24 protein-coding genes are annotated in these 19,525 nt (G+C 58.0%); 5 read left to right on the forward strand and 19 right to left on the reverse strand.

Annotated elements, in window-relative coordinates; genetic code table 11:
* The first annotated feature begins 422 nt into the window (after positions 1-422).
* Positions 423-968 carry a hypothetical protein gene (locus tag NGM10_RS17290; RefSeq protein ID WP_253484913.1) on the forward strand — a complete coding sequence of 182 codons (546 nt, stop codon included), beginning with the start codon at positions 423-425 and terminating at the stop codon, positions 966-968.
* A gap of 205 nt (positions 969-1,173) precedes the next feature.
* Positions 1,174-2,202: a hypothetical protein gene (locus tag NGM10_RS17295; RefSeq protein WP_253484915.1), complete on the forward strand. Its 1,029-nt coding sequence runs from the start codon at positions 1,174-1,176 to the stop codon at positions 2,200-2,202.
* A 17-nt stretch (positions 2,203-2,219) separates the two neighbouring features.
* Here the strand turns inward: NGM10_RS17295 and NGM10_RS17300 are convergent, their stop codons facing one another.
* The 5 genes from NGM10_RS17300 to NGM10_RS17315 form a co-directional block, all read right to left on the reverse strand.
* On the reverse strand, positions 2,220-2,495 hold the full coding sequence (locus tag NGM10_RS17300; RefSeq protein WP_253484918.1) for a hypothetical protein: 276 nt from the start codon (positions 2,493-2,495) through the stop codon (positions 2,220-2,222).
* Positions 2,492-2,722, reverse strand: coding sequence for a zinc-ribbon domain-containing protein (locus tag NGM10_RS18325; protein WP_368408681.1), 231 nt, complete (start codon positions 2,720-2,722; stop codon positions 2,492-2,494). The genes NGM10_RS17300 and NGM10_RS18325 overlap by 4 nt, the downstream gene beginning before the upstream one ends.
* 216 nt (positions 2,723-2,938) lie before the next feature.
* Positions 2,939-3,379 (reverse strand): DUF8160 family protein, encoded by a 441-nt coding sequence (locus NGM10_RS17305; RefSeq protein ID WP_253485021.1) that lies wholly within the window; start codon positions 3,377-3,379, stop codon positions 2,939-2,941.
* 14 nt (positions 3,380-3,393) lie between these two features.
* Positions 3,394-4,305, reverse strand: a complete 912-nt coding sequence (locus NGM10_RS17310) for a ParA family protein (protein WP_253484920.1) — start codon at positions 4,303-4,305, stop codon at positions 3,394-3,396.
* 439 nt (positions 4,306-4,744) lie between these two features.
* Complete coding sequence (locus NGM10_RS17315; RefSeq protein WP_253484922.1) at positions 4,745-6,052, reverse strand: tyrosine-type recombinase/integrase; 1,308 nt, start codon at positions 6,050-6,052, stop codon at positions 4,745-4,747.
* Between the two features lie 369 nt (positions 6,053-6,421).
* Here NGM10_RS17315 and NGM10_RS17320 point away from each other — a divergent pair, with 369 nt between their 5' ends.
* Together NGM10_RS17320 and phaC are read left to right on the forward strand one after the other, a co-directional pair.
* Entirely contained in the window at positions 6,422-7,060 is a 639-nt protein-coding gene (locus NGM10_RS17320) for a MaoC/PaaZ C-terminal domain-containing protein (protein ID WP_438267178.1), read from the forward strand.
* Between the two features lie 26 nt (positions 7,061-7,086).
* Positions 7,087-8,436, forward strand: a complete 1,350-nt coding sequence (phaC, locus tag NGM10_RS17325) for a class III poly(R)-hydroxyalkanoic acid synthase subunit PhaC (RefSeq protein ID WP_438267179.1) — start codon at positions 7,087-7,089, stop codon at positions 8,434-8,436.
* 27 nt (positions 8,437-8,463) lie between these two features.
* Here the strand turns inward: phaC and NGM10_RS17330 are convergent, their stop codons facing one another.
* The 13 genes from NGM10_RS17330 to NGM10_RS17390 form a co-directional block, all read right to left on the reverse strand.
* Positions 8,464-9,054 carry a cupredoxin domain-containing protein gene (locus NGM10_RS17330; protein WP_253484928.1) on the reverse strand — a complete coding sequence of 197 codons (591 nt, stop codon included), beginning with the start codon at positions 9,052-9,054 and terminating at the stop codon, positions 8,464-8,466.
* A gap of 7 nt (positions 9,055-9,061) precedes the next feature.
* Entirely contained in the window at positions 9,062-9,430 is a 369-nt protein-coding gene (locus NGM10_RS17335) for an SHOCT domain-containing protein (protein WP_253484930.1), read from the reverse strand.
* Between the two features lie 130 nt (positions 9,431-9,560).
* Positions 9,561-9,782 carry a hypothetical protein gene (locus NGM10_RS17340; RefSeq protein ID WP_253484932.1) on the reverse strand — a complete coding sequence of 74 codons (222 nt, stop codon included), beginning with the start codon at positions 9,780-9,782 and terminating at the stop codon, positions 9,561-9,563.
* Positions 9,783-9,881: 99 nt separating this feature from the next.
* Positions 9,882-10,046 (reverse strand): hypothetical protein, encoded by a 165-nt coding sequence (locus NGM10_RS17345; RefSeq protein ID WP_253484934.1) that lies wholly within the window; start codon positions 10,044-10,046, stop codon positions 9,882-9,884.
* 159 nt (positions 10,047-10,205) lie between these two features.
* Positions 10,206-10,946: a plastocyanin/azurin family copper-binding protein gene (locus NGM10_RS17350; RefSeq protein WP_253484935.1), complete on the reverse strand. Its 741-nt coding sequence runs from the start codon at positions 10,944-10,946 to the stop codon at positions 10,206-10,208.
* Between the two features lie 43 nt (positions 10,947-10,989).
* Positions 10,990-11,271, reverse strand: a complete 282-nt coding sequence (locus NGM10_RS17355) for a thioredoxin family protein (RefSeq protein WP_253484937.1) — start codon at positions 11,269-11,271, stop codon at positions 10,990-10,992.
* A gap of 124 nt (positions 11,272-11,395) precedes the next feature.
* Complete coding sequence (locus NGM10_RS17360; RefSeq protein ID WP_253484939.1) at positions 11,396-11,749, reverse strand: SHOCT domain-containing protein; 354 nt, start codon at positions 11,747-11,749, stop codon at positions 11,396-11,398.
* A gap of 5 nt (positions 11,750-11,754) precedes the next feature.
* Positions 11,755-12,171, reverse strand: coding sequence for a DUF302 domain-containing protein (locus NGM10_RS17365; protein ID WP_253484941.1), 417 nt, complete (start codon positions 12,169-12,171; stop codon positions 11,755-11,757).
* Positions 12,172-12,266: 95 nt separating this feature from the next.
* On the reverse strand, positions 12,267-12,620 hold the full coding sequence (locus NGM10_RS17370; RefSeq protein WP_253484943.1) for an SHOCT domain-containing protein: 354 nt from the start codon (positions 12,618-12,620) through the stop codon (positions 12,267-12,269).
* Between the two features lie 58 nt (positions 12,621-12,678).
* Positions 12,679-12,999 carry a hypothetical protein gene (locus tag NGM10_RS17375; RefSeq protein WP_253484945.1) on the reverse strand — a complete coding sequence of 107 codons (321 nt, stop codon included), beginning with the start codon at positions 12,997-12,999 and terminating at the stop codon, positions 12,679-12,681.
* 229 nt (positions 13,000-13,228) lie between these two features.
* Entirely contained in the window at positions 13,229-14,668 is a 1,440-nt protein-coding gene (locus NGM10_RS17380; protein ID WP_253485023.1) for a multicopper oxidase family protein, read from the reverse strand.
* Positions 14,658-15,806 (reverse strand): MBL fold metallo-hydrolase, encoded by a 1,149-nt coding sequence (locus tag NGM10_RS17385; protein ID WP_253484947.1) that lies wholly within the window; start codon positions 15,804-15,806, stop codon positions 14,658-14,660. The genes NGM10_RS17380 and NGM10_RS17385 overlap by 11 nt, the downstream gene beginning before the upstream one ends.
* A 63-nt stretch (positions 15,807-15,869) precedes the next feature.
* Complete coding sequence (locus NGM10_RS17390) at positions 15,870-17,654, reverse strand: 5'-nucleotidase C-terminal domain-containing protein (protein WP_253484949.1); 1,785 nt, start codon at positions 17,652-17,654, stop codon at positions 15,870-15,872.
* A gap of 289 nt (positions 17,655-17,943) precedes the next feature.
* Between NGM10_RS17390 and NGM10_RS17395 the strand changes: the two genes are divergently transcribed.
* A complete protein-coding gene (locus tag NGM10_RS17395) occupies positions 17,944-18,729 on the forward strand; it encodes a sulfite exporter TauE/SafE family protein (RefSeq protein ID WP_253484951.1) in 786 nt (261 codons plus the stop codon).
* A gap of 109 nt (positions 18,730-18,838) precedes the next feature.
* On the opposite strand, the gene NGM10_RS17400 is transcribed toward NGM10_RS17395, so the two are convergent.
* Positions 18,839-19,195: a four-helix bundle copper-binding protein gene (locus tag NGM10_RS17400; RefSeq protein WP_253484953.1), complete on the reverse strand. Its 357-nt coding sequence runs from the start codon at positions 19,193-19,195 to the stop codon at positions 18,839-18,841.
* Between the last annotated feature and the right edge of the window lie 330 nt (positions 19,196-19,525).

Raw genomic sequence — 19,525 nt, forward strand, 5'->3', positions numbered from 1 at the left:
TATGATAAGCTGATTGTCGAGGTTTACGCCCTGGTCGAGATCTCACTTCGCACAGGCAGCAAGATATTGTAGAGATGTTTGCCGTGGTACCTACCTATCAGGACTTACTCGCCGGACCGGAGTTGGCTAACAGGCTACTCGTCGACGCGATTGAACAGCTGCTCTTCTTGTTGGCGATACAACTGACTGCGAACTATGAGAGATTTTAGAGACCGTAAATGACTCTGACCTCTCTGAAGGCCGTCGTACTGCTGGAAAAACGGCCGACAGTTTTCCCTCCTGCCTCGATTAACCAACATTCGACGCTGTAGCACTTCTTGTTGGTTAACTTAACGACTTTTGACTTACGCTAGTCACTCAATTCTAACTTTGGGATGTTCTTACCCGAATATTTTATTAGGTTTGTCTTGTATACTGAATGTATGCTCGCAGTCCCCGATTGGCTCAAATGGAATCACGACCTCGCCCCACGACACGCAATCTTCGCAGTTGGTGTGCTGTTCGTGACGATCGGATACTGGCGACTCCTCCCTGCAATGGGATTCGATCCGCTCACCACGTCACTACTCGTGGTCGGTGCGCTCGGCACGCTCGGCGCAGCGGTTCGCTGTTCGATTCAGGAACGCATGACGTTGCTCGCATGGAGCGTGCTGACCCTGGTAGCTGCCTTCTTTGCAGGGGTCGAACTCCTGCTCATCTACGAGAAGACGTCGATGGCGAATATGAGTGCAACACACCTTGAAGCGGCGGTAATGTACACTCTCGCCACTGCTGCCTTTGTCGTCACGATTGAGCTGTTCCTCGCCATCGTCGGTGGGATTCTTCGACAGGCACTTTCCTCTCGTTGGGGTGGAGGCGGCTCTGGTTCGACACCCGAAGAGCGAATTCTAACTGAATCCGAATTTCAAGAAGGGGGATTCAACGATAGCTCTGACCTCAAACGAATTTTCGGTCAGTTCTTGATATAGAATGCGTCGACGAGGCCGATCGAGGAGTTCGAAACCCGATAACTGGCGTCTAATGCTTGCTTTTCTCGCGGTATTCGTCGTTCTGATTGGGCTATCTCTTTATCTCGGAGTGGTCGCATGGTTTGGGAATTTTATCCATGATCTGTTCTCGGGTGCTGCTGTGTAGTTCACACCAGACCTAGCTAACCAAACAAGCTACCGACAAATGAATCGAAGAACGTACCTCAAATCAGCCGCATCAATTACCGCTGCAACCGCTGGATTTCCCGCTGTCTCTGTTGCGAGCCGTCCTCACGAGTTTATTGATGAGTTTGGGGTTGCTGTCGTAGACTTCTTCAACGACGACTGGGACAGGGAAGATCTCGAGGATGAGGTCGGGGAGGCCGTCGATTTCGTTTGCTACGCATATGGAAAGCTAGCTGATCACGACGAGGAAGACGTCTCTGAAGAATCTGGATTTTTGAGCCAGCTAGAACAAATTAGCATGGCGAACCTCGAACAGAATCCGGAGGCGTACAACTGGCTTCTTGAATATCTCCATGATATCGTCTACTTCGTTAGCAAGCTTGACGTCTTTGCTGATGCCGTAGCTGACGATCTGGAGAGGTTCGTCGAAGGGGCACGGACCATCACGAAATACATCCCGCTGATTGGAAGTATCAAGAGTGTCCTTGACGCTGGTTGTTCGATTCACCAAACTATTGAGCGTGGTGAGGGGGTCGCTGAAAGCGCATATGTGAACTTCTTCAAGTGCGTCGCTCTAACAGCGGTCGAAGTCGTTCTTCTCATTACCGGCGTTGGAGCTTCGTACCGGGTCGCATTTGGCGCTACTGGCTGGGTGAATCGGCAGCTCATCAACGTTGTTGGACGCTCTATAGGCTGGGAGGCGTATGCCTGGGTATTGAGTCAGATCCACTGGGGAATCAGAGTAGCCTTCGCTGAAGGGTCAGGTTTTGCCATCGACCGCACTGTTGAGGAGGTGAGTACACTTGTCGTCTCTGACGCGCAGACGGTGGACGTCGTCTTGGATGAAGAGGAAACGAAGCAATGGGTTCAGAATGATGTGGAGGAGATCGTTGCCCATGTTGCTAGCAGTGAGGTCGACTATATGCTCTGGGAGCTTGATCAGGAGATTGATCAGATGCAGGAAGACGCCCTCAGAAGGGCGGAGAGACAACAGGAACGATTTCTACAATCAGTGAACGACTTTGTCGAAGGCCTACCTCTAATATAGGCTATCATCCGATGGGATTATTCCTCACTTTCGAGTTCCTCCTCGGCAATTTCGAGTAGCTTCTGAAGTCGCTCGTTGAAGTCGTCCTCGAACTCTGTGTGGAGAGATTCGTCGTACATCCGTAGCGTACGAGAAAGGCCGATGGCAGCCAGCCAGTCGCGGAACTGGTTACTATTCATGTCTTCAACTGGCGTGTCCAACGCGGCGGAGCTGGAACCAGCTGCCCAGAGCTGAAGCAGATCTAACTCCTTCACTATCGCCAGACGGGCGAAATCTGCGAAGGCGGCACTCACTTCTCGCGATAATGTGTGTACGACACTGAGTCTCTGTCTAGCTCTTCCTCTCCGTTCAGTAGGTTGTTGACGTACGAGAGTGAGCGCAACGAGAGGAACCCCTCACGATCGACGGCCATCGGAGGATCCTTCTCTGACTCTGCAGTCTCAGAAAGCGCCTGACCACATGATCCACAGTAGTGATGAATATCTTTGACTCGGTCTCCGCAATTCGGGCAGTAGGGCATACAGACTACTGCGACTCGCGACTACACAGACTTTGCTAAGGGTATCATTCAAGTACGGACCATCGATGGGGCTCGATCTGACCTCCCTCGCCAATGCTGGATAATATAGTGAGTGACGATATATTGTCTTCAAAAGGGGGAGGAGGGTCGATACTGGGAACCCCTTATCGCTGCCTGGACAACCTCACAACCTTTGCGATTCAGTGAATCAGTGATTCACTGATCGACGTCTTGCTTGGCGAGCTCGCGAATCTTCTCCTTCGTTTCTTCCTGGTGCTCGCCGAACGCCACCTCGAAAACCCCGCGGTAGAAGTGCTTATTTTTCTCCAGCGTGATGTCCTCGCGTTTGAGTTGCTTTTTCAGGCGAGTGAACGTTATCTCGATGTCCTCGCTTTGCTCCGGTTCAACGTATATCGTGGCTGAATCCCAATCTTCGCGGATGTTCAGCGGTTCGTCATCTGTCTCTCCTGCTTCACTGGTAGACAAATCAGTATCGGTCGTGGATGCGGTTCTCTGCTGAGCTGACCGATCTTCGGTTGCCGCCGCAGTATCGCTACTCTGTTCTTCTGATTCCTCCGGCGTCTCTGTGGTCTCACCATCTGCGACCGCGTCTTCCTCTTCCACCTCGTCGGAGGGGTCCTCGAACCGCTCGTCCATTCCCCGGGGCATTCTTACGCCTCCACCTGCGTTTTGTCGAACGCTCGTTCCATCGTCTCCGCAACCTCCAGAAAGAGGTCGCGCTCTACTTGCTGGTCGTTCGCGTCTTCCCACCCGAAAATATCTCGTCCGTTGTCCCACGCACGCTGGATCGCTACTCGCATCGGGAGTTTGAAAATCGGTGCCATCGACGCGAAGGACTCGTCGAAGGAGTTGAGGAATTTCTGTGACTGACCGTCGTCCCGGTACATATTCGCCAGGAGTCCGACGATTGCAATCTCGATCTGCTGGTTGTCCTCGATGGACTCCAGCTGGTCCCATAGGTCGTCAAGTGCATCCCGTGATGTTGCTTGGGTCTGTGCAGCCAGGAAGACGTTTTGAGCCGCGATGAAGGCCGCGTCCGTCAGGACTGAGAGGTCGGGAGGGCAATCGACTACGATAAAATCGTAGTTGTATCCGTCGTCAACCATCTCTTCGAGGGCGAGTTTCAGTGAGAGGCGGGCATTCGCATCGTCCATCCAATCTCGAGCAAGGCCCATGTCCTTGTGACTGGGAATCAGATCGAAGTTCAGATGGTCGTACTCGTCGGCTTCGATCACGATTTCTGAAAGACTAGTATCGTGCGTGCGCGGATTGTCGACGAGTACGTCGAGCAGGTTCTCGTCATCGGTGACTAGTGTGTTGGGGAGTTCGTTCTTCGGGCTTGATGGATCGTTGTCGTCGCCTGGACCAAGTCCAAGCCCTTTCGTCATGTCGGCTTGTGGGTCCATATCGATTGCAAGAACATCGTGGTCGCGAGTGGCCAGCGCCGCGGCACTGTTGATCGTCGCCGTTGTTTTTCCTGTCCCGCCTTTTTGGTTGCCGAAGGCGATCGTGGGGATGCCAGTCGATGGGGTGACGCCCCATCCACGAGGTGTCTCAGCCATGGTTCGATCATTGAATCAATGACTCATAAATCCATGTCAGACACTCAGTTGTATCTCTCTCAATGCGATTCTGCCGAATATCGTCGTTTGATAGGATGAGGGGCGCAATTCCCCTCTTTTTGAGTGCCATCTTGGAATCAGTGACTCAATGAGTCACGAAATCAGTACTTCACTGATTCAATGATTTCGTGATGCGAGTCTCGTGTTCCTGAGTCCTCAATTCAATACTTCAGGTACTCACTGATTCAGTGACTCAATGAATCTATGAGTCAGGGACTCCATGCCCTCCATGACGCTAAGCAACTCAGTGAATCATGGACTCTTTGATCTCCTGCTCCCGGCATTCAATACTTCATGGAATCTGTGACTCAGTGATTCATTGAGTTAATTATCAACCGAAGAAAGACAATTGGGATGACTTGACAGATGGCGATTGATGTTACGTTCTCTCTCCGAAGGCTGCGTTAAGTTGGTCTCGCATGAACTCTCGTCGGACTCGACGAGAACGCGAGTCAGACAGGTAATTTTGCATCACCACCCGAGGATCACTACTACCCTGCTCTGCAGCGATTTCGTCGACACCTTCGAGAACGCCTTCGAGGACTGCTGTATAGGTATCGTACCAGAATCGGCGACAGAGCTGTGGACTTGGTCGTTCACCCCCAATCCGCTTGGGGAGATCTGCTTCCAACGCAAGATTTTGGAACCAATTCCGGATTGTATCGCGGGTCGCGTACGGTGTTTCTCCCTGTGAGGAGGGGAACAGGTATCCAGTCCACGTATCGTCTTCCGCTAGCTCGTCGATTCGGGAGTCAAGCACGTCCATTCCGTACAAAAGTGATACTTCGCCGGGCCCGTTCTTGCGGTTCTCGAACGTGATGAAGGGGACGTCGTCTTCGTGAACGTCACGCTGGAACTGCGAGATATGGAGTGCTGCGACCTCACTTGCTCGAAGTCCCCAGCCAGCTAATGCTACCACGAGCAGCTCTTCTCGCGTCGTTCCCGATGCCTGCATCAGTTTCCGAATATGATTCGCTGAAAGCGAAGGAGTCGGGGAATCTTCGACTTCCCACTTGAATTCGTCGTATAGGCCGCTGGCAGGATTCATCGAGGCGACCCGCCGCCCGACCAGATGCTGATACCACGCGTCGACGACGCGCCGCACCCGCTGGAGAGTCTGGGCACTGTATTCCCGTTCTGCTCCCTCATTCAACCAGTCAAATGCTGCATAGACCGCGTCAACGGCTTCGTAAGCTGGATTCTCTCGGTCCCGTTGAATCGGTGTGAGGAGGTCGTCCATCCCGTTCGCCTCCTGGTAGGCACGTACGTAGAGGTTCAGTCGCGTTCGCAGCGCGTCGACAGAAGACGACGCCAGACTGTACCGTGATTTTCGCCGGTTGAGGAACTGTTCGAGGGCGTCGATTGTTGCATCATTCGATGTTGCCCATGTGTAGCCTTCTTCATTGTCCCCGAGCTCGAGATCCTCGTTCCAGAACTCTCCAAACGAGCGGTCGTGATGGCGACGGAGAGCGGCGAGGAACGCCCGTGCATCGTGGTCTCGAAACCACTGGTGGGTTGGTTTCTCGCTCGTTGGATCGATACCCTCTGTTTCGAGGCAGGGGGCAATCTCGTCCCAGTACAGGTCCGTGAAGTCCTCGAGCGAATACGAGGTCCATCGGACTCCCTCGAATGATGGCACTCGCTCAGCGTCGGTCTCGCTCTCCTGTTCGGCGTCCGATTGACTCATTGTAGTGGTCTCTGAGGGGCTCGACTGTCTGAAACTGGATTGGTGCAAAACCTCGATAGAAGCCTGATCGCGGCCCAGTATGGCGATTCTAAGAGTGGCATATTCGAGTTGTTCAGCGTTTTGGTCGGATTCGTTATTAGTTTGTGGGTTCGGCTGACCGAGAGAGTCTGCGTAACCCACGGAAAATCTGGCGATAAAATGCGCTATACGAATAAACCGTATACTGCGATACTCATTTTGAGGGGGCCCTGTGAGCGGGGAGTCACGCATACGTTGATGCTTCGCCGCTACGTTATTTTTTAGACAGCGATCAGCCCCAGCCACCAGGCAGTGAACCACGATCCTGCACGAAACCCTCCGATTGTACCCATGCCAGTTGATCCCGTATGCGGGATGGAAATTCTGATGGACGCCACAGAAGCGAACACCGACTACGAGGACGAGTCATTCTACTTCTGTTCGACGGACTGCCTCGAACTATTCGAAGGTGCCCCCAAGAAGTACGTCGAGACCCCCCACCCGCACCTCATCGAGGCGAGTGGAACCGTTCTCCCACGACTGCCATACGGCCGTGCAAAGGGCGAGTTCGATATCGAAATCAAAGATCCCACGTCGCTCCAGGAGGGCGACAGCGTTCGCTTCTCGAAGGAGATCACGGACGACGACGTCCGGAAATTCGCCGAGGCGACCAGCGACACGAACGCCCTCCACCTCAACGACGCGTTCGCTGAGAAGACGAGGTTTGGCCACCGGATCGTCCACGGGACACTCGTCTCCGGACTCATCAGCGCCGCCCTCGCGTGTTTCCCCGGCCTCACGATCTACATCTCGCAGAATCTCGAGTTCCGACGCCCGGTCGACATCGGCGAATCACTGACGGCTCTATGCAAGATCGTCGACGAACTCGAAGGCGACCGGTATCGACTCACGACGCGCATCGAAAACGACGCTGACGAAATCGTCCTCGACGGGACGGCGACGGTGCTGATCGACCCTCTCCCGGAGTGACTCGTTCGTACAGCCAGGTTAAGACCATGAATCCGTTCACAGCCCCATTGAAGACTCACCGCAGATTGCTTACCCAGGGAATGGAAACCGCCGAGAAGATGTGCCTTCTTCCGAATCGGCTCGAAGATCTCGCCTCTGTCGAGGTCGGGAAGACTCCGAGTGAGGTCATCTACTCCGAGAACAAACTCAATCTCCTCCACTACGAGCCACTCACAGACGACCCGCACAACACGCCCCTCCTCGTCGTCTATGCGTTGATCAACCGTCCCTACATTCTCGACCTCCAGCCCGACAAGAGCGTAGTTCGGCGATTCCTTGAGGACGGCTTCGACGTCTATCTCATCGACTGGGGCGAACCGTCCCAACTTGACGCATCGCTGACGCTGGGCGACTACGTGAAGCGGTATATCGATAACTGCGCCGACGTCGTCCGTGAGCGAACTGGCACTGACGCCATCAACATCCTCGGCTACTGCATGGGCGGGACGCTGAGCACGATGTACGCGGCTCTCCATCCGGAGAAGGTCGCCAATCTCGGGCTCATGGCGACGGGCCTTTGTTTCGACGATACGGGTGGTATCCTCGAACAATGGGGAAGCGAGGAGTACTTCGATCCAGAAGCGATTACCGAGACGTACGGAAACGTCCCAGCGGAGTTTCTCGCGACGGGGTTCGCCCAGATGAACCCCGTCGATACGTACCTCGGCAAGTACACGATTCTGTTCGACAATCTCGATGACAGGACCGCCGTCGAGAACTTCGGCCGTATGGAACGCTGGGTGCGCGATGGGGTTGACGTCGCGGGAGAAGCCTACCGCCAGTTCATTGAAGACATTTACCAGAAGAACGCACTCTACCAGAACGAACTGGTACTGGACGGAACCCCTGTCGACATCGGAAATCTCACGATGCCGGTGTTACAGATCATTGGCTCGTTCGACCATCTCATCCCGCCTGACGCGAGCAAGCCCTTCACCGAGGTTATTCCGAGTGAGGACACCGACATCTACGAATTCCCGACCGGCCATGTCGGGATGGCCGTCTCAGGGAAGGCTCACGCGGAGTTGTGGCCTCGTGTCGCGACGTGGTTCCGTGAGCGGTCGGTAACACAGATTGAGGAGTCGGCCACGGTCAGCCGAGGTGAGGCTGAAGCGGAGGCTGACCACGATCAGTCGCTGCAGACGCTCGACGGGATCGGTCCGACGTATGAGGAGCGTCTCCACGACGCAGGGATCACGACGGTGACGCAACTCGTAGCCGCAGACCCAGTCCAGCTTGCTGACCGACTCGGTCTCAGCGAATCACGAGTGACGTCTTGGATTGAGCAAGCGAGGCAGTTCGGGGGTTCGTCCGACGATAGTACTGGAAGCAGTTGACCGTCGATTCGTGGCAGTGACCAGCGCTCACGTGACGACAATGCCGCCGTCGATCTCCATGTAGGGGTGGCCGTAACCGCAGTAGGTCAGGCAACTCAGCGTGTAATCACCACGTCGTGTCGCACCGAGTTGACGATCAACAGGTCTGGTGGCACTCTGCGGGAGCGCAACCGGGTGCATCATCATGCCACCACCCATGTGAACCTGTCCGGATGGCATGATCGCGAGGGTGTGGTCGGGATACTGCTCGTTCGCCTCCTCCAGCAGTTCGTGAAAGTCGCCGTCGGCCGGGGGCGGGATACGTTCCTCGTTTCGTTCTTCGAGTGTCTCGTGGTCGGGAAGGGCCTCGCGGATCAACGATGGAATGGATTGCAGGGCTTGACTCGAGAGCGTGTTGAACGAAACGACGCGAAGAACATCGTTCCGTTGCAGGCTGACACGCTCCTGTTCCTCGCCGGATTCATCAACGATGATGAAGCCCCAGTGGTAGGCTCCGATGTATATCGTCCTGTCGACGCCGTCGCCACTGCCAGGGAGATTTCCGACGCAGCCAGAGAGACCTGCGATGCCAGCTCCAAGCGCGGTCAGGAACTTCCGCCGCTGTACTGTTGGAGACATGATCGTGCTATTGCGACTCCTCGCGGCTGAGTTTCGCGCGGCGTTCCTCGAACTCCTCGTCGGAGAGCTCACCGCGAGCGTACGCCACTCGGAGTTCCTCGAGTGCCCTGTCGCCGGTCAGCGATGATCCGACACCGCCGACGAGGCCGCGATAGAGGAGATAGCCGATACCGACGAGGACGACGAGCCAGACGAGCATCATCCCGATACCCCACAGCGGCGAGAGACCGCCAGCCATCCCGCCGCCCCACCACCAGCCCATCATGCCCATCATCGGCATCGCGAACACCATCATCAACAGCGGGAAAAGGACGATTACCGCCAGGACGATCAGGACGATGCGGAGCAAGCCGTCGGACGTGCGCTCTGTGGACATAGTGAACCACTAGGGAAGTTCGTCGACTGCGTCCATAAAGTTGGTCAGCCGCCAGTACTGCTCCAGTGATGTCTCCTGACTTAGGGGACGGCCGATACGTTGCTTCGTGTCTTCACAGATATGATTCCACTCAGCAGCAGTCGTTTTCGTCGGGCGACCACCCGCACGCGTTGCCCGTCGTCAGGTCGTTTTCGTCCACATAGGTCGAGAGACAGGCATAGTTACAGAAGTACATTGGTGAGCCACAATCGTCGTTACAGTCACGTACACAGATCGGGTCGTGGTCGAAGATACGCGACCCGCAGTACGCACAGGTCTCTTCGGCGTCGGGGAGTTCGACGGTCGTAGACATACCTGCGCTACGGGCACGAGTCAAAAACGTATTTCGCCAGTCGACCATCCATCTACTTCGATTCCGGGCTGTCCGCGGTGTAGGCGTGAGACGGAGCTACTAGAACTCGATCGCTCCGATCATCGGCTCGCCGACACACTTCGGGCAGACATCGGTGTCGTATTCCTCCATACAGTGCCGGTGGCAGGAGATCCCGCAGTGCTCGCAGACGAACACCTCGTCGTCGCTGGTACACTGTGATTCACAGATGTAGCACTGGACCATGGTTCGTAGAACGTACGGTGGCTATCGAGATAAATCGCTGTGCCCATGCATCTCTGCTATTGACACCTGATTTCGGCACGGGTCGTCCCACATCGAGATTGGAGACTGGCTTGTACTCGATGAGCGTCGGGACTTCCACACGCGCAGACCCAGACAGGTTCAGTTCTCTTGATTCTGCACCAATCGCTCGCGGCGTCGTTGGAACTCCGCTTCGTCGATCTCGCCTCGTGCGTAACGCCGTTGGAGGGTTTCCATCGCGGAATCGTCGCTCTCGGGAGGTGCATCATCTCGACCCAGTGCCCAGTAGAGTAGTCCGGCAACCAGCCCCAGCATTCCGAGTGCCCCGCCGACGAACGGCAGCCCGCTGAACCAGCCATCGCTTCGGCCGTTCATCATCCCTGGACCCATCATTCCGCCACCGGAGTTCCCGCCACCGCCGGTGCTGGACCCATACGCTATTGCACCCTGTTCGACGATCGCGTCGCTCTCGGGCACGTCGCCGTCCGGTATCGGACTCGATTCGGCTGGCCCGCCGGGGCTGCCGACGACGATGCGACCGACCATCCCGACCGACTTGTGCGGGATGCAGTAGTAGTCGTACGTGCCTGGCTCTTCGAACGTGTACTCGAAGGATCCCGACGAGATGGTCCCGCTGTCGAATGCGCTGGCGTCGGATGGAATCCGATTCTCGTAGGCGGTCGCCGAGTGTGCTCCGGCCGCTAGCTCGAAGCGAACGGTCGTGCCGGGTTCGACGTGGAGTCCGATTGGGTCGAAGTAGTTGTTCCCCATCTCGACGACGGGCGTCTCCTGTGCGGCGACTGGCTGGGTGAGTCCCGCACTTGCGACTGTGCCGGCACCGAGTGCTCCTAGGAACTGGCGTCTACTGTAGTCCGTCATCATTGTTGTTTTACTGCTGTTATCCGCGGATGATGCTGGCGAGCCGTTACGTGAGTCCGGTCGATTGCTGGTCTGCACGTTCGATAGCTGCCTCCAGTTCGCCCCGGCCGACGATGCCGATGAACTCGTCAGTCCGCTCCCCGTTCGCATACACGAGCGTCGTTGGTGTCTTTCGGACGCCGTACTCCTCGGCCGTCTCCAGATCGATCTGGATGTCGACCTCGCGAAATTCGACATCCGGATACGCATCTTCGATGCCTTCGTTTTTCTCTCGTTGCGTTGCGCACGCCCCGCACGTCTCCTGCGTGAAGAGGAGTACTTCCGTCATAGTAGCTAGTATGGTCTTGTGCCTTTAGCACATTTCTGTTCACATCCGAAAGCTGTGAGGGTCACAGATTTCAGAATCCAAGGGAAGCGGACGTGGGTAACGCGGGAGTTGGTGGTCGAGACGATTACTCCGACCGTTCGAGTCTCTCACGGCGGGCTTCGAACTCTTCGTCAGTGAGGTCCCCACGAGCGTATGCCGTGCGGAGTTCCTCCATCGCGGGATTTCGAGATGTCTGCGTTTCGTTCATGCGCCGGAAGATGAGGTAGCCCCCGCCGAGGAGGATGAGGAGGAAGATGAGCGGGACGAGCATCCCGACGAGCGGCCACCATCCACCAGTACCGCCATACTGACCCATCATCCCACCGTACCCCATCATCCCGCCGAATCCCATCCCCATTGTGAGCAACGGAAGCAAGATGATCGCTCCGAGGATCAGGAGGACGATGGTCGTGGTGTCGAGCTGGTTCGATGAAGACATCGAGATCAGGCCTCCGACTTGGAGCCTAGTTCGTCGGTGACTGCAGAGAGAACACGCTCGAAACGCTCGTTGACCTCGGTCGCGATGGAATCGAGTGCATCGTTGTCCGCGATACCGACTAATTGTTGCGGATCGACGGCACTCACCATGACCTCGCCGTCGTCGGTTCCGTAGACGATGACGTTACACGGGAGGAGTGCGCCGAGTTCGATTTCTTCGGTCAGTCCTTCGTATGCCAGCGGGGGATTGCATGCACCGAGAATGCGGTACTGACGGAACTCTTCGCCGAGTTTCTCCTTGAGCGTCGCCTGGATATCGATGTCACAGAGGACGCCGAATCCTTCGTCTTCGAGCGCAGCAATCGTCGTGTCGACGACGTCGTCGAACTCACCGGTGACTGAAGTCTGTATTGTGTATTCCATGGAATATCATACCCCGTCCACGGGGTTAACGGTTGGGTGCCACAACGACGGGCGTTGGGAGTGTAATGTGTTGGCTGGAACAGCACTGGATCCGATCATCCGGTACGTTCGAGCTGTTTTCGCCGTCGATCGAATTCATCGTCCGAGAGCTCACCACGGGCGTAGCGCTCACGGAGAACCGACAGCGACTGCGCATCGTTCCCGTCGGATCCTCGGTTGAGGAGCGCATAGCCGATGTAGATGGACAGACCGATGATGAGGGCCATCCAGAGGAGTCCCCAGAGCCCCATCGCTCCGCCGAAGAGACCCCAGCCGCCGCCCATCATGCCGCCGCCGTAGCTCCCACCACCATGGGCAGCAGCCGTTCCAGTCGCCGCGACCAGCAGCGGGACCGCGATGATCGCGAGTCGACGAGCAGTGCGTCCGATGTGAGTGGTGAATTGCGTCATTATCTTGAGTTGGTGAATCGTGGTGTTCGGTCGAAGCGATCGAAACGGTCAGGGCCTATCAGCAGTGGCCCTGCCCGTACATCCCGCCGTTGTAGTCATCGTTAGCCCCATTGTGGTATTCCTCGTCAGCCATGTCCTGGGCCATCTCGTCGACGGTCACACCCATGTGCGATTCCATCCACTCGACGCTACCAGGGCCCATGTGCTCGGTCATCTGCGCCTCCATCCAGGCCGCCCAGTCATCAGCGGTAGCGTTGTCAGTGGGCGCGTCGTCAGCAGCCGTGTCGGTGCCGTGTGCGCTGACCACGGGAGCGGCGAACGCGAGTCCAACGATCGCGAGCGCCACGAGCAGCCAGCGGCCGAGTTTGAAGTTGGTCATTGTCTTTCTCCTCGGTTACTCGTAGGACTGCTCGGGAGTTATCGACGTGGGTGTGAATCCACTCAGGAGAACGTTCGAGAACGTGTATAAGACGATCTAACCGTTTTTCATAACAAGAAACGTTCCTCCGGCTCGAATTCGCCGGGTTGGCACTCAACCCTTCTCCCAGACAGGACCAAGGCCACAGGAACGATAGCCTGAACGATCGGAAACCAGGGCTTCAACCGAGTTACTCGACGTATCTCACGACACGCGCCATTCCTGCATCGAGATGGTAGAGGTTGTGGCAGTGGAATAACCACCGGCCGGGATTGTCCGCGTGGAAGTCGATCGTCACCTGCCCTCTATGTCCGGGGACGATGACGGTGTCTTTGACTGCGTTACCGACCTGAAAGAAGTGGCCGTGAAGGTGCATCGGGTGAACGACCGGGCTCTGATTGGTCATCCGAATCCGGACGTGTTCCCCGGGTCGAATATTTAGTGGATCGGCATCCGGATAGGTCTGTCCGTCAATCGTCCACACGTACTCACCCCTGCCGCGAGACAGCGTCAAGTCGAACGTCCGGTCGGGATCGTCGCTCACACCGTCGAGCGAGGAGAGTGCTCGAAGGTCGCCGTACTGCAATCGGTTACTCGAGGACGATGGGGTCTGGGGGGTGCCCGAACCACCTGTGGATTCGTACTCGACGACGGCTCTAGCTGGTGGTTCGTTCCCGTCAAGTGCGTCCGCCTGAACGAACCACCTTCCCGGATTCGTCGCTTCGACCACGACGTCGTACCGCTCGCCGGCTCCGAAGACGAACGAGTCTGCGTCGACGGGTTCGACGGGCTGGCCATCGGCATGGGTCACCGTCATCTCGTGGCCGGCGATCCGCACCCCGAAGACCGTCGCGCTGGAAGCATTCACGAACCGGAAGCGAATCCGATCGCCCTCAGCTACGTCGAACGTCTGGGGGTCCTCGGGCAGTCGACCGTTGATCAGAAGTCCCTCGTATGGCGGCCGAATGTCGCCCATCATCCCGCCTCCCCCACCCATTCCACCACCGCCACCCATCCCACCATTGCTGTCGGACGGAAGACGGGGCTCTCCGGAGAGGTAATCATCGACGATGACGACGTACTCGCGGTCGTACTCGACGTGTGGGTCGGATTCTTCGACGATCAGTGGCCCCAGCAATCCCCGGTCGAGTTGGAGTCCGACGTGGCTGTGATAGAAGTACGTCCCGGCGGGTTCGGCACGGAAGGTGTACGTGAACGTGTCGCCGGAAGCGATCGGCTCTTGCGTCACGTTCGGCACGCCATCGACCGGATTCGGAACCGGGACCCCGTGCCAGTGAATCGTCGTCTCCTCCTGGAGGTCGTTGGTCAGTTCGACGCTGAGCACGTCGCCCTCCTGAACGCGTAGCTCCGGCCCCGGAAATTGACCCTCGTACATCCAGTTAGCCGTCGATGTATCGGGCGCTGGTCGAATCGTCCCGGACGCTGCAGTGAGGCTGACGGATGTATCTGGCTCGGCCGTCACTGTCGAGCGTGGCGTCACCTCACGACCTTCACCATCGTCGGTGTCCGGGAACTGGCCGGCACAACCCGCGAGCGCTCCCAGGGTGGTTGCCCCTGTCAGTTGGAGGAGCCTGCGGCGCGAGAGCGACCGTTGTTCTCTATGCGGCACAGTTGTTCGGACCCAGTTCAAGTTCTGTCGCCTCGCCCTCGTCGTCGACGGTCTCTTTGCCGGTGTTGATGGCGATAACTGTCTCGTAGTTCGGGGGCTTCTCCGGGGCATCCTCGGTTAATCGCTCGATGAACGCTTCGCGGTCGAGCCCGAGGAAGTCGAGTTTCTCGCGTAGATTGCCGAGTCGGGCATCGAGGGGTTCGCCGGGCGAGCCGTTCTCGTAGCGCCCGTCGCTCGTGACGGTGAGGTGGCCCGGCAGAATCGTCGTGTCGTCCGGGAGGTCGAGGATCGTCTCGTGGAGCGAGTCGTGCAGCAGTTCCGCTCCACGCGAGGCATCGTCCTCCCCGAATTGGAGTTCCGTCCGTCCGACGGAGTCGACGAACAGCGTGTCGCCCGTCAGCAGGAGTTCCCCGTCGAGGAGGTAGTTCATCATCTCCGAGGTGTGGCCGGGGGTGTGGAGCGCCTCGATCTCGACGTCGCCGACTTCGATGACTTCTCTATCCGATAGCGGTTCGTACTCGTACTCGACATCGCGCTCTCTGGCTGCTTCGCCGAGGTGGTAGGGCACGCCGATCTCGTCGGCGAGGGCCGGACTGCCTGAGATATGGTCGGCGTGGACGTGCGTATCGAGCACGCGTGTGATCGAGAACCCGGCGTCCTGGGCGGCGACTTTGAACTGGTTGGTCTGTCTGGTTGCGTCGACCACGACGGCTTCTCCCGCCTCCTTCGAGCCGACGACGTAGCCGAGACAGCCCTTCGCCCGCCGCTGGACCTGCCGAACGACGAGGTCGTCGCTGGCTGTCTCGATGGGGACGGCCTCGTAGAGTTTGCTCCACTCCTCCATGCTGCCTGTGACGACGGAGACGTCGTCGTACCCGCGCTCGTCGAGGTCGAACGCGAACGGCGTCGACGTCAAACCCTTCCCGCAGATAGCGACGACCGGCTGGCCGTCGACCAGTGCGTTCACCTCATCGAGTTGGTCCTCGCTCAACCCCTCGTCAGGGTCATACGGAACGTTAGTTGCGTCGCGTACGTGCCAGGCCTCGAAGCTGTCTTCGGGACGCACATCGATGAGCGTGAACTGTTCGTCGGCGTCGATCTTGTCCGCGAGTTGTTCCGCGGTAATGTTCTTGACCATCGTATCTCACCTGTATAGTGTCCGTTCGCCGTTCGTTGGATCCGTCGCGAGTACCGTCGCTATCTAGCGCGTTCGATTACGCCCTTCTTCGGGGAAAGCGTTCCCACGGGGAATCATGGATGTCTCGCAGTAGGCCTCTCCGTCCCGGTAGTCGACGCCCGGTTGGATGAACGGATACGGCCCGTCGGCGGGCGTGTTCTGTGCCCGACCGCCGTCGTCTGCAGTCTCGACCAGCCCCATCACCTCATAGTCGACTGGTGAGTGCTCTTCGAGGTACTCGACGATGACGTCGACAGGTATCGTCCCGTCGTCGACCTCGACGTCCTGGAACGGGAACCCGCAGTTGCCGAGGTCACGTTCTGGGTCGCCAGGACGGCGGAACGTCGCCACCGAGTACGTCTCCTCCGGGTCGACCAGCTCGCCGTCGATTCGCATCTCGACGAGGCGACGGCCCCCCTTGGCGGTCGGGTCGACGGTCACCTCGACATTCGAGGAGAAATTTCGGACGCGGCCGTCCTCCTGGTCGTAGGGGTACGGCGTGAAGTTGTCCTCGAGGAACTCCTCCATGTGGCTCGTGAGTTGCTGGCCGTAGGCGACGCCGCAGGCGACGGGCGTCGTCATCGGGAAGAACGTGTACAGTTCGCCGAGCGTGATCTCGCCGGGTGGGATAGCGGTCCCGTACCGGAACCCGTGTGAGACGGCGAGGTCGGTGTCGAAGTGTGCCTGAAGTGCGTCATTGAACAGCGTGTTCCAGGCGCTTTCGAGGAACGACTGCCGGTAGAGCGGCGTGTCCGTCTGCCCGACGGTCGTATCCAGGGGGCGTTCGAGCGTGCCGGCTCCACGCTCGAATTCTGGATTTTCTTCGAAGAACGGTGCACGCACCGACTCGACGGTTTCCTGTACATCGGCGTCCGGGTCCGGCGTGTACTCGCCGTCCTCGGTGAGGCAGTAGAGGTGGTGTCTGAACTGTATCTCCCCGTCTCGAATTCGGAGGTCGACACGGCCGAGCGCTTCGCCCATGCCGGACTCGACGACCACGGTTTCGGTCTCCTCGACGACGATAGGTTCGTACGTATACTCGTGGGTGTGCGCGCTGAACATCACGTCCACGCTCGCACAGTCTTTCGCAGCCTGGACCATCCACGGCAGGCCGATTTCGGTGACTGCGACTACGACATCCGCGCCGTCATCGCGGGCGGCCTGTGCGGACTCTTCGAGGAGCGCGGGATGCTTCCCGAAGCGGTACTTCCCTTCCCAGAACGAAGGAGCCATCCGGTCGACGTAGACGTTCGTCATGCCGACGACGCCTACAGAGAGTCCACCGACCTCGAGGATGCTGTACGCGTCGTACAGCCGCTTGTCAGTCTCCCAGTCGTAGAGGTTGTTCGCGAGGACCATGGCGTCGAGTTCGTCCATCAGTTCCACGAAGTTGCCGTCCTCGGCGGCCTCGTTCGAGTAATCCCAGTTCCCGGGGACATAGACGTCGGGCGCGACGTGCTCGTTGATGGGCTCAAGCATTGCCCGCCCGTCGGTGTAAGTGGTTACGGCGGAGCCATGGAACGTATCACCACTCATCAGGGTACAGACCTCGTCGTCCTCGCGGAGTTCGTCCAGTTTGGCCGCGAGCAGGGGAACCCCGCCACCGCGCTTGATGATGCGGTCGTCGTTTCTGAACTCGAAGTTCGGTTTCGACGTTGGGTTGTCGTAGTAGACCTGGTGGCGTGGCGTGAGCTGTCCGTGGAGGTCGCTGACGTGCGCGAAGACGACGTCTGGGTCGCCTGCGCTGTCACGCGCAGGGTCACCGTCTAGGGATTGCCACTCGCCGACGGATGTCTCGTCCTGGTTCATCGTGACGCGACTGTAGATACGACCGTTGGCTGTTCATAAGTTGTGGTTGAAATTCGAAAGACCGCACAAAACTACGTATAGGTTCGCTATCGGCTACATAGTCGATTGAAAGCCTAGACCGGTCGAGTTCGGTTTGCAAAACAATCTCGTAGTGCGTTCTAGTGGCAGGTGCGAAGGATGAGTGAGACACTGGCCTTACACTTATTAGGGAGAACTTGCCTAAGGGAGAAGGCCGTAGTATTGGCCGAGCAGAGATGTACGCGCTTGTTCGAACGTCGAGGTGGTCTCGATGACAGCTAACTGGGTAACGACGGGGATGTCTGCAGTCGTCATCCTCTTCGCGGCCGCCGTTCACGGTATTGCTGGGTTCGGCTTCGCACAGGTGTCGATGGGTATAATGCCGCTGTTTCGGTCGCCCTCGAGCGCGTCGATCATCTTCACGGCGACGGCGGTGGTGGCCAACGCCCGCGTCTGGTGGAGCGTCCGGGACGCGTTCGACTGGGAGAAGTGGATTGTCCCTGTCGCTGGGCTCGTCGTCGGGATGCCGCTCGGTATCTACGTGTTCAGTGGGTTCGACGCGGCACAGATGCGCGTCGCCATCGGGGCAGTTCTCGTGCTGGCTGTCATCGTCGTCGGTGCGACCCAGCAACTCGATGTCGTTACGGACTGGATCGAGGAGAAGGACTACCGACCGGGGAAGATAATTGGCGCGACGGCCGGGCTGCTCGCCGGAGTCTTCGGCGGCGCCGTCGCCGTTCCCGGCCCGCCGATGATCGTCTACGGGGCCTTCATGTCGGCGAGCGGGTTCTGGAGCGACGAGGAGATGAAGGCCACGTTCACCGCCTTCTTCGGGACGCTCATGCTGTATCGCCTCGGGAGTCTAACCTACACGGGAGACGTGACGATGCCGCTGATGATCGAGGCTGCCGTCGCCATTCCGATGGTGTTCGTCGGCTCTTGGATCGGCGTGTACATCTTCGACAACATCCCCGAACGCATCTTCCAGTGGGTCGTACTGGGGCTATTGACCGTGAACGCGGTCGTCCTGCTGTTCACGTCGGTTCCGGAACTCTAACCGCGTTCGGCTGTCCTCTGTGCGAGGATTTCGGGTCCCCTCGATACAGCGGTTGTAGCCAAAAAACAGCGTCGCAACGGTGCTAATTCGTGCGCTATTCGGGCGTCGGTTAGGCACTCATCATGTTCCGACAGCTCTCGGCGCATTCCGTGAGGACCTCGGCACAGACCTGGCAGTGATCGGCATCATGACGCTCACATTCTTCGGCACACTCCTCACAGGCACCGGCGCAGGCTTCGGCCAATTGCGTACTGTAGTTGGAGTTGCGAGCCATGAATCTGGCGTGCAGCGACGCGATGTCCGCGACGTCGCGACAGAGCCGAGCACACTCTTCCATCTCCTCGTCGCCGAGGCACTCGTCGGCACACCACTCACAGACCTCAGTGGCTTCGTTACAGATCTCGATGCACTCGCGCTCTTCCTCGCTCAGATGATCGATCTTGGAGACTGTTTCTGCAAGTGACATTGGACGTCACCGTACGAGGCCCTTCTAGTTCATCGGCCTGCTTGCCCTTGCGGGGTCATCCCATGTCTGGTCGCCAGAAGGCGTCGAAGAGTGCGGGCACATCGTGCGGGAACGCGAGGTTCTGATGGCCTGGGCTCAGACAGCCTGAGAAGCCAACGGCCGCGATGGAACTCGATCCAATTATACGGCGACGGGAGAGCGTTGTAGGGGTCATAGCCTTCCTTTTCTGGGAGTCGAGGATTGGCCTCCTGGTGTGGACGGTGATACACGAATGTCGCTCATCTCCAGTGCAAGCACCCACGACCACGGTTCCAAACAGTTCTGGATCTG

Origin of the sequence: Halorussus salilacus, from assembly GCF_024138125.1 — an archaeon.
In the GTDB taxonomy this organism is placed as follows: Archaea; Halobacteriota; Halobacteria; order Halobacteriales; family Haladaptataceae; genus Halorussus; species Halorussus salilacus.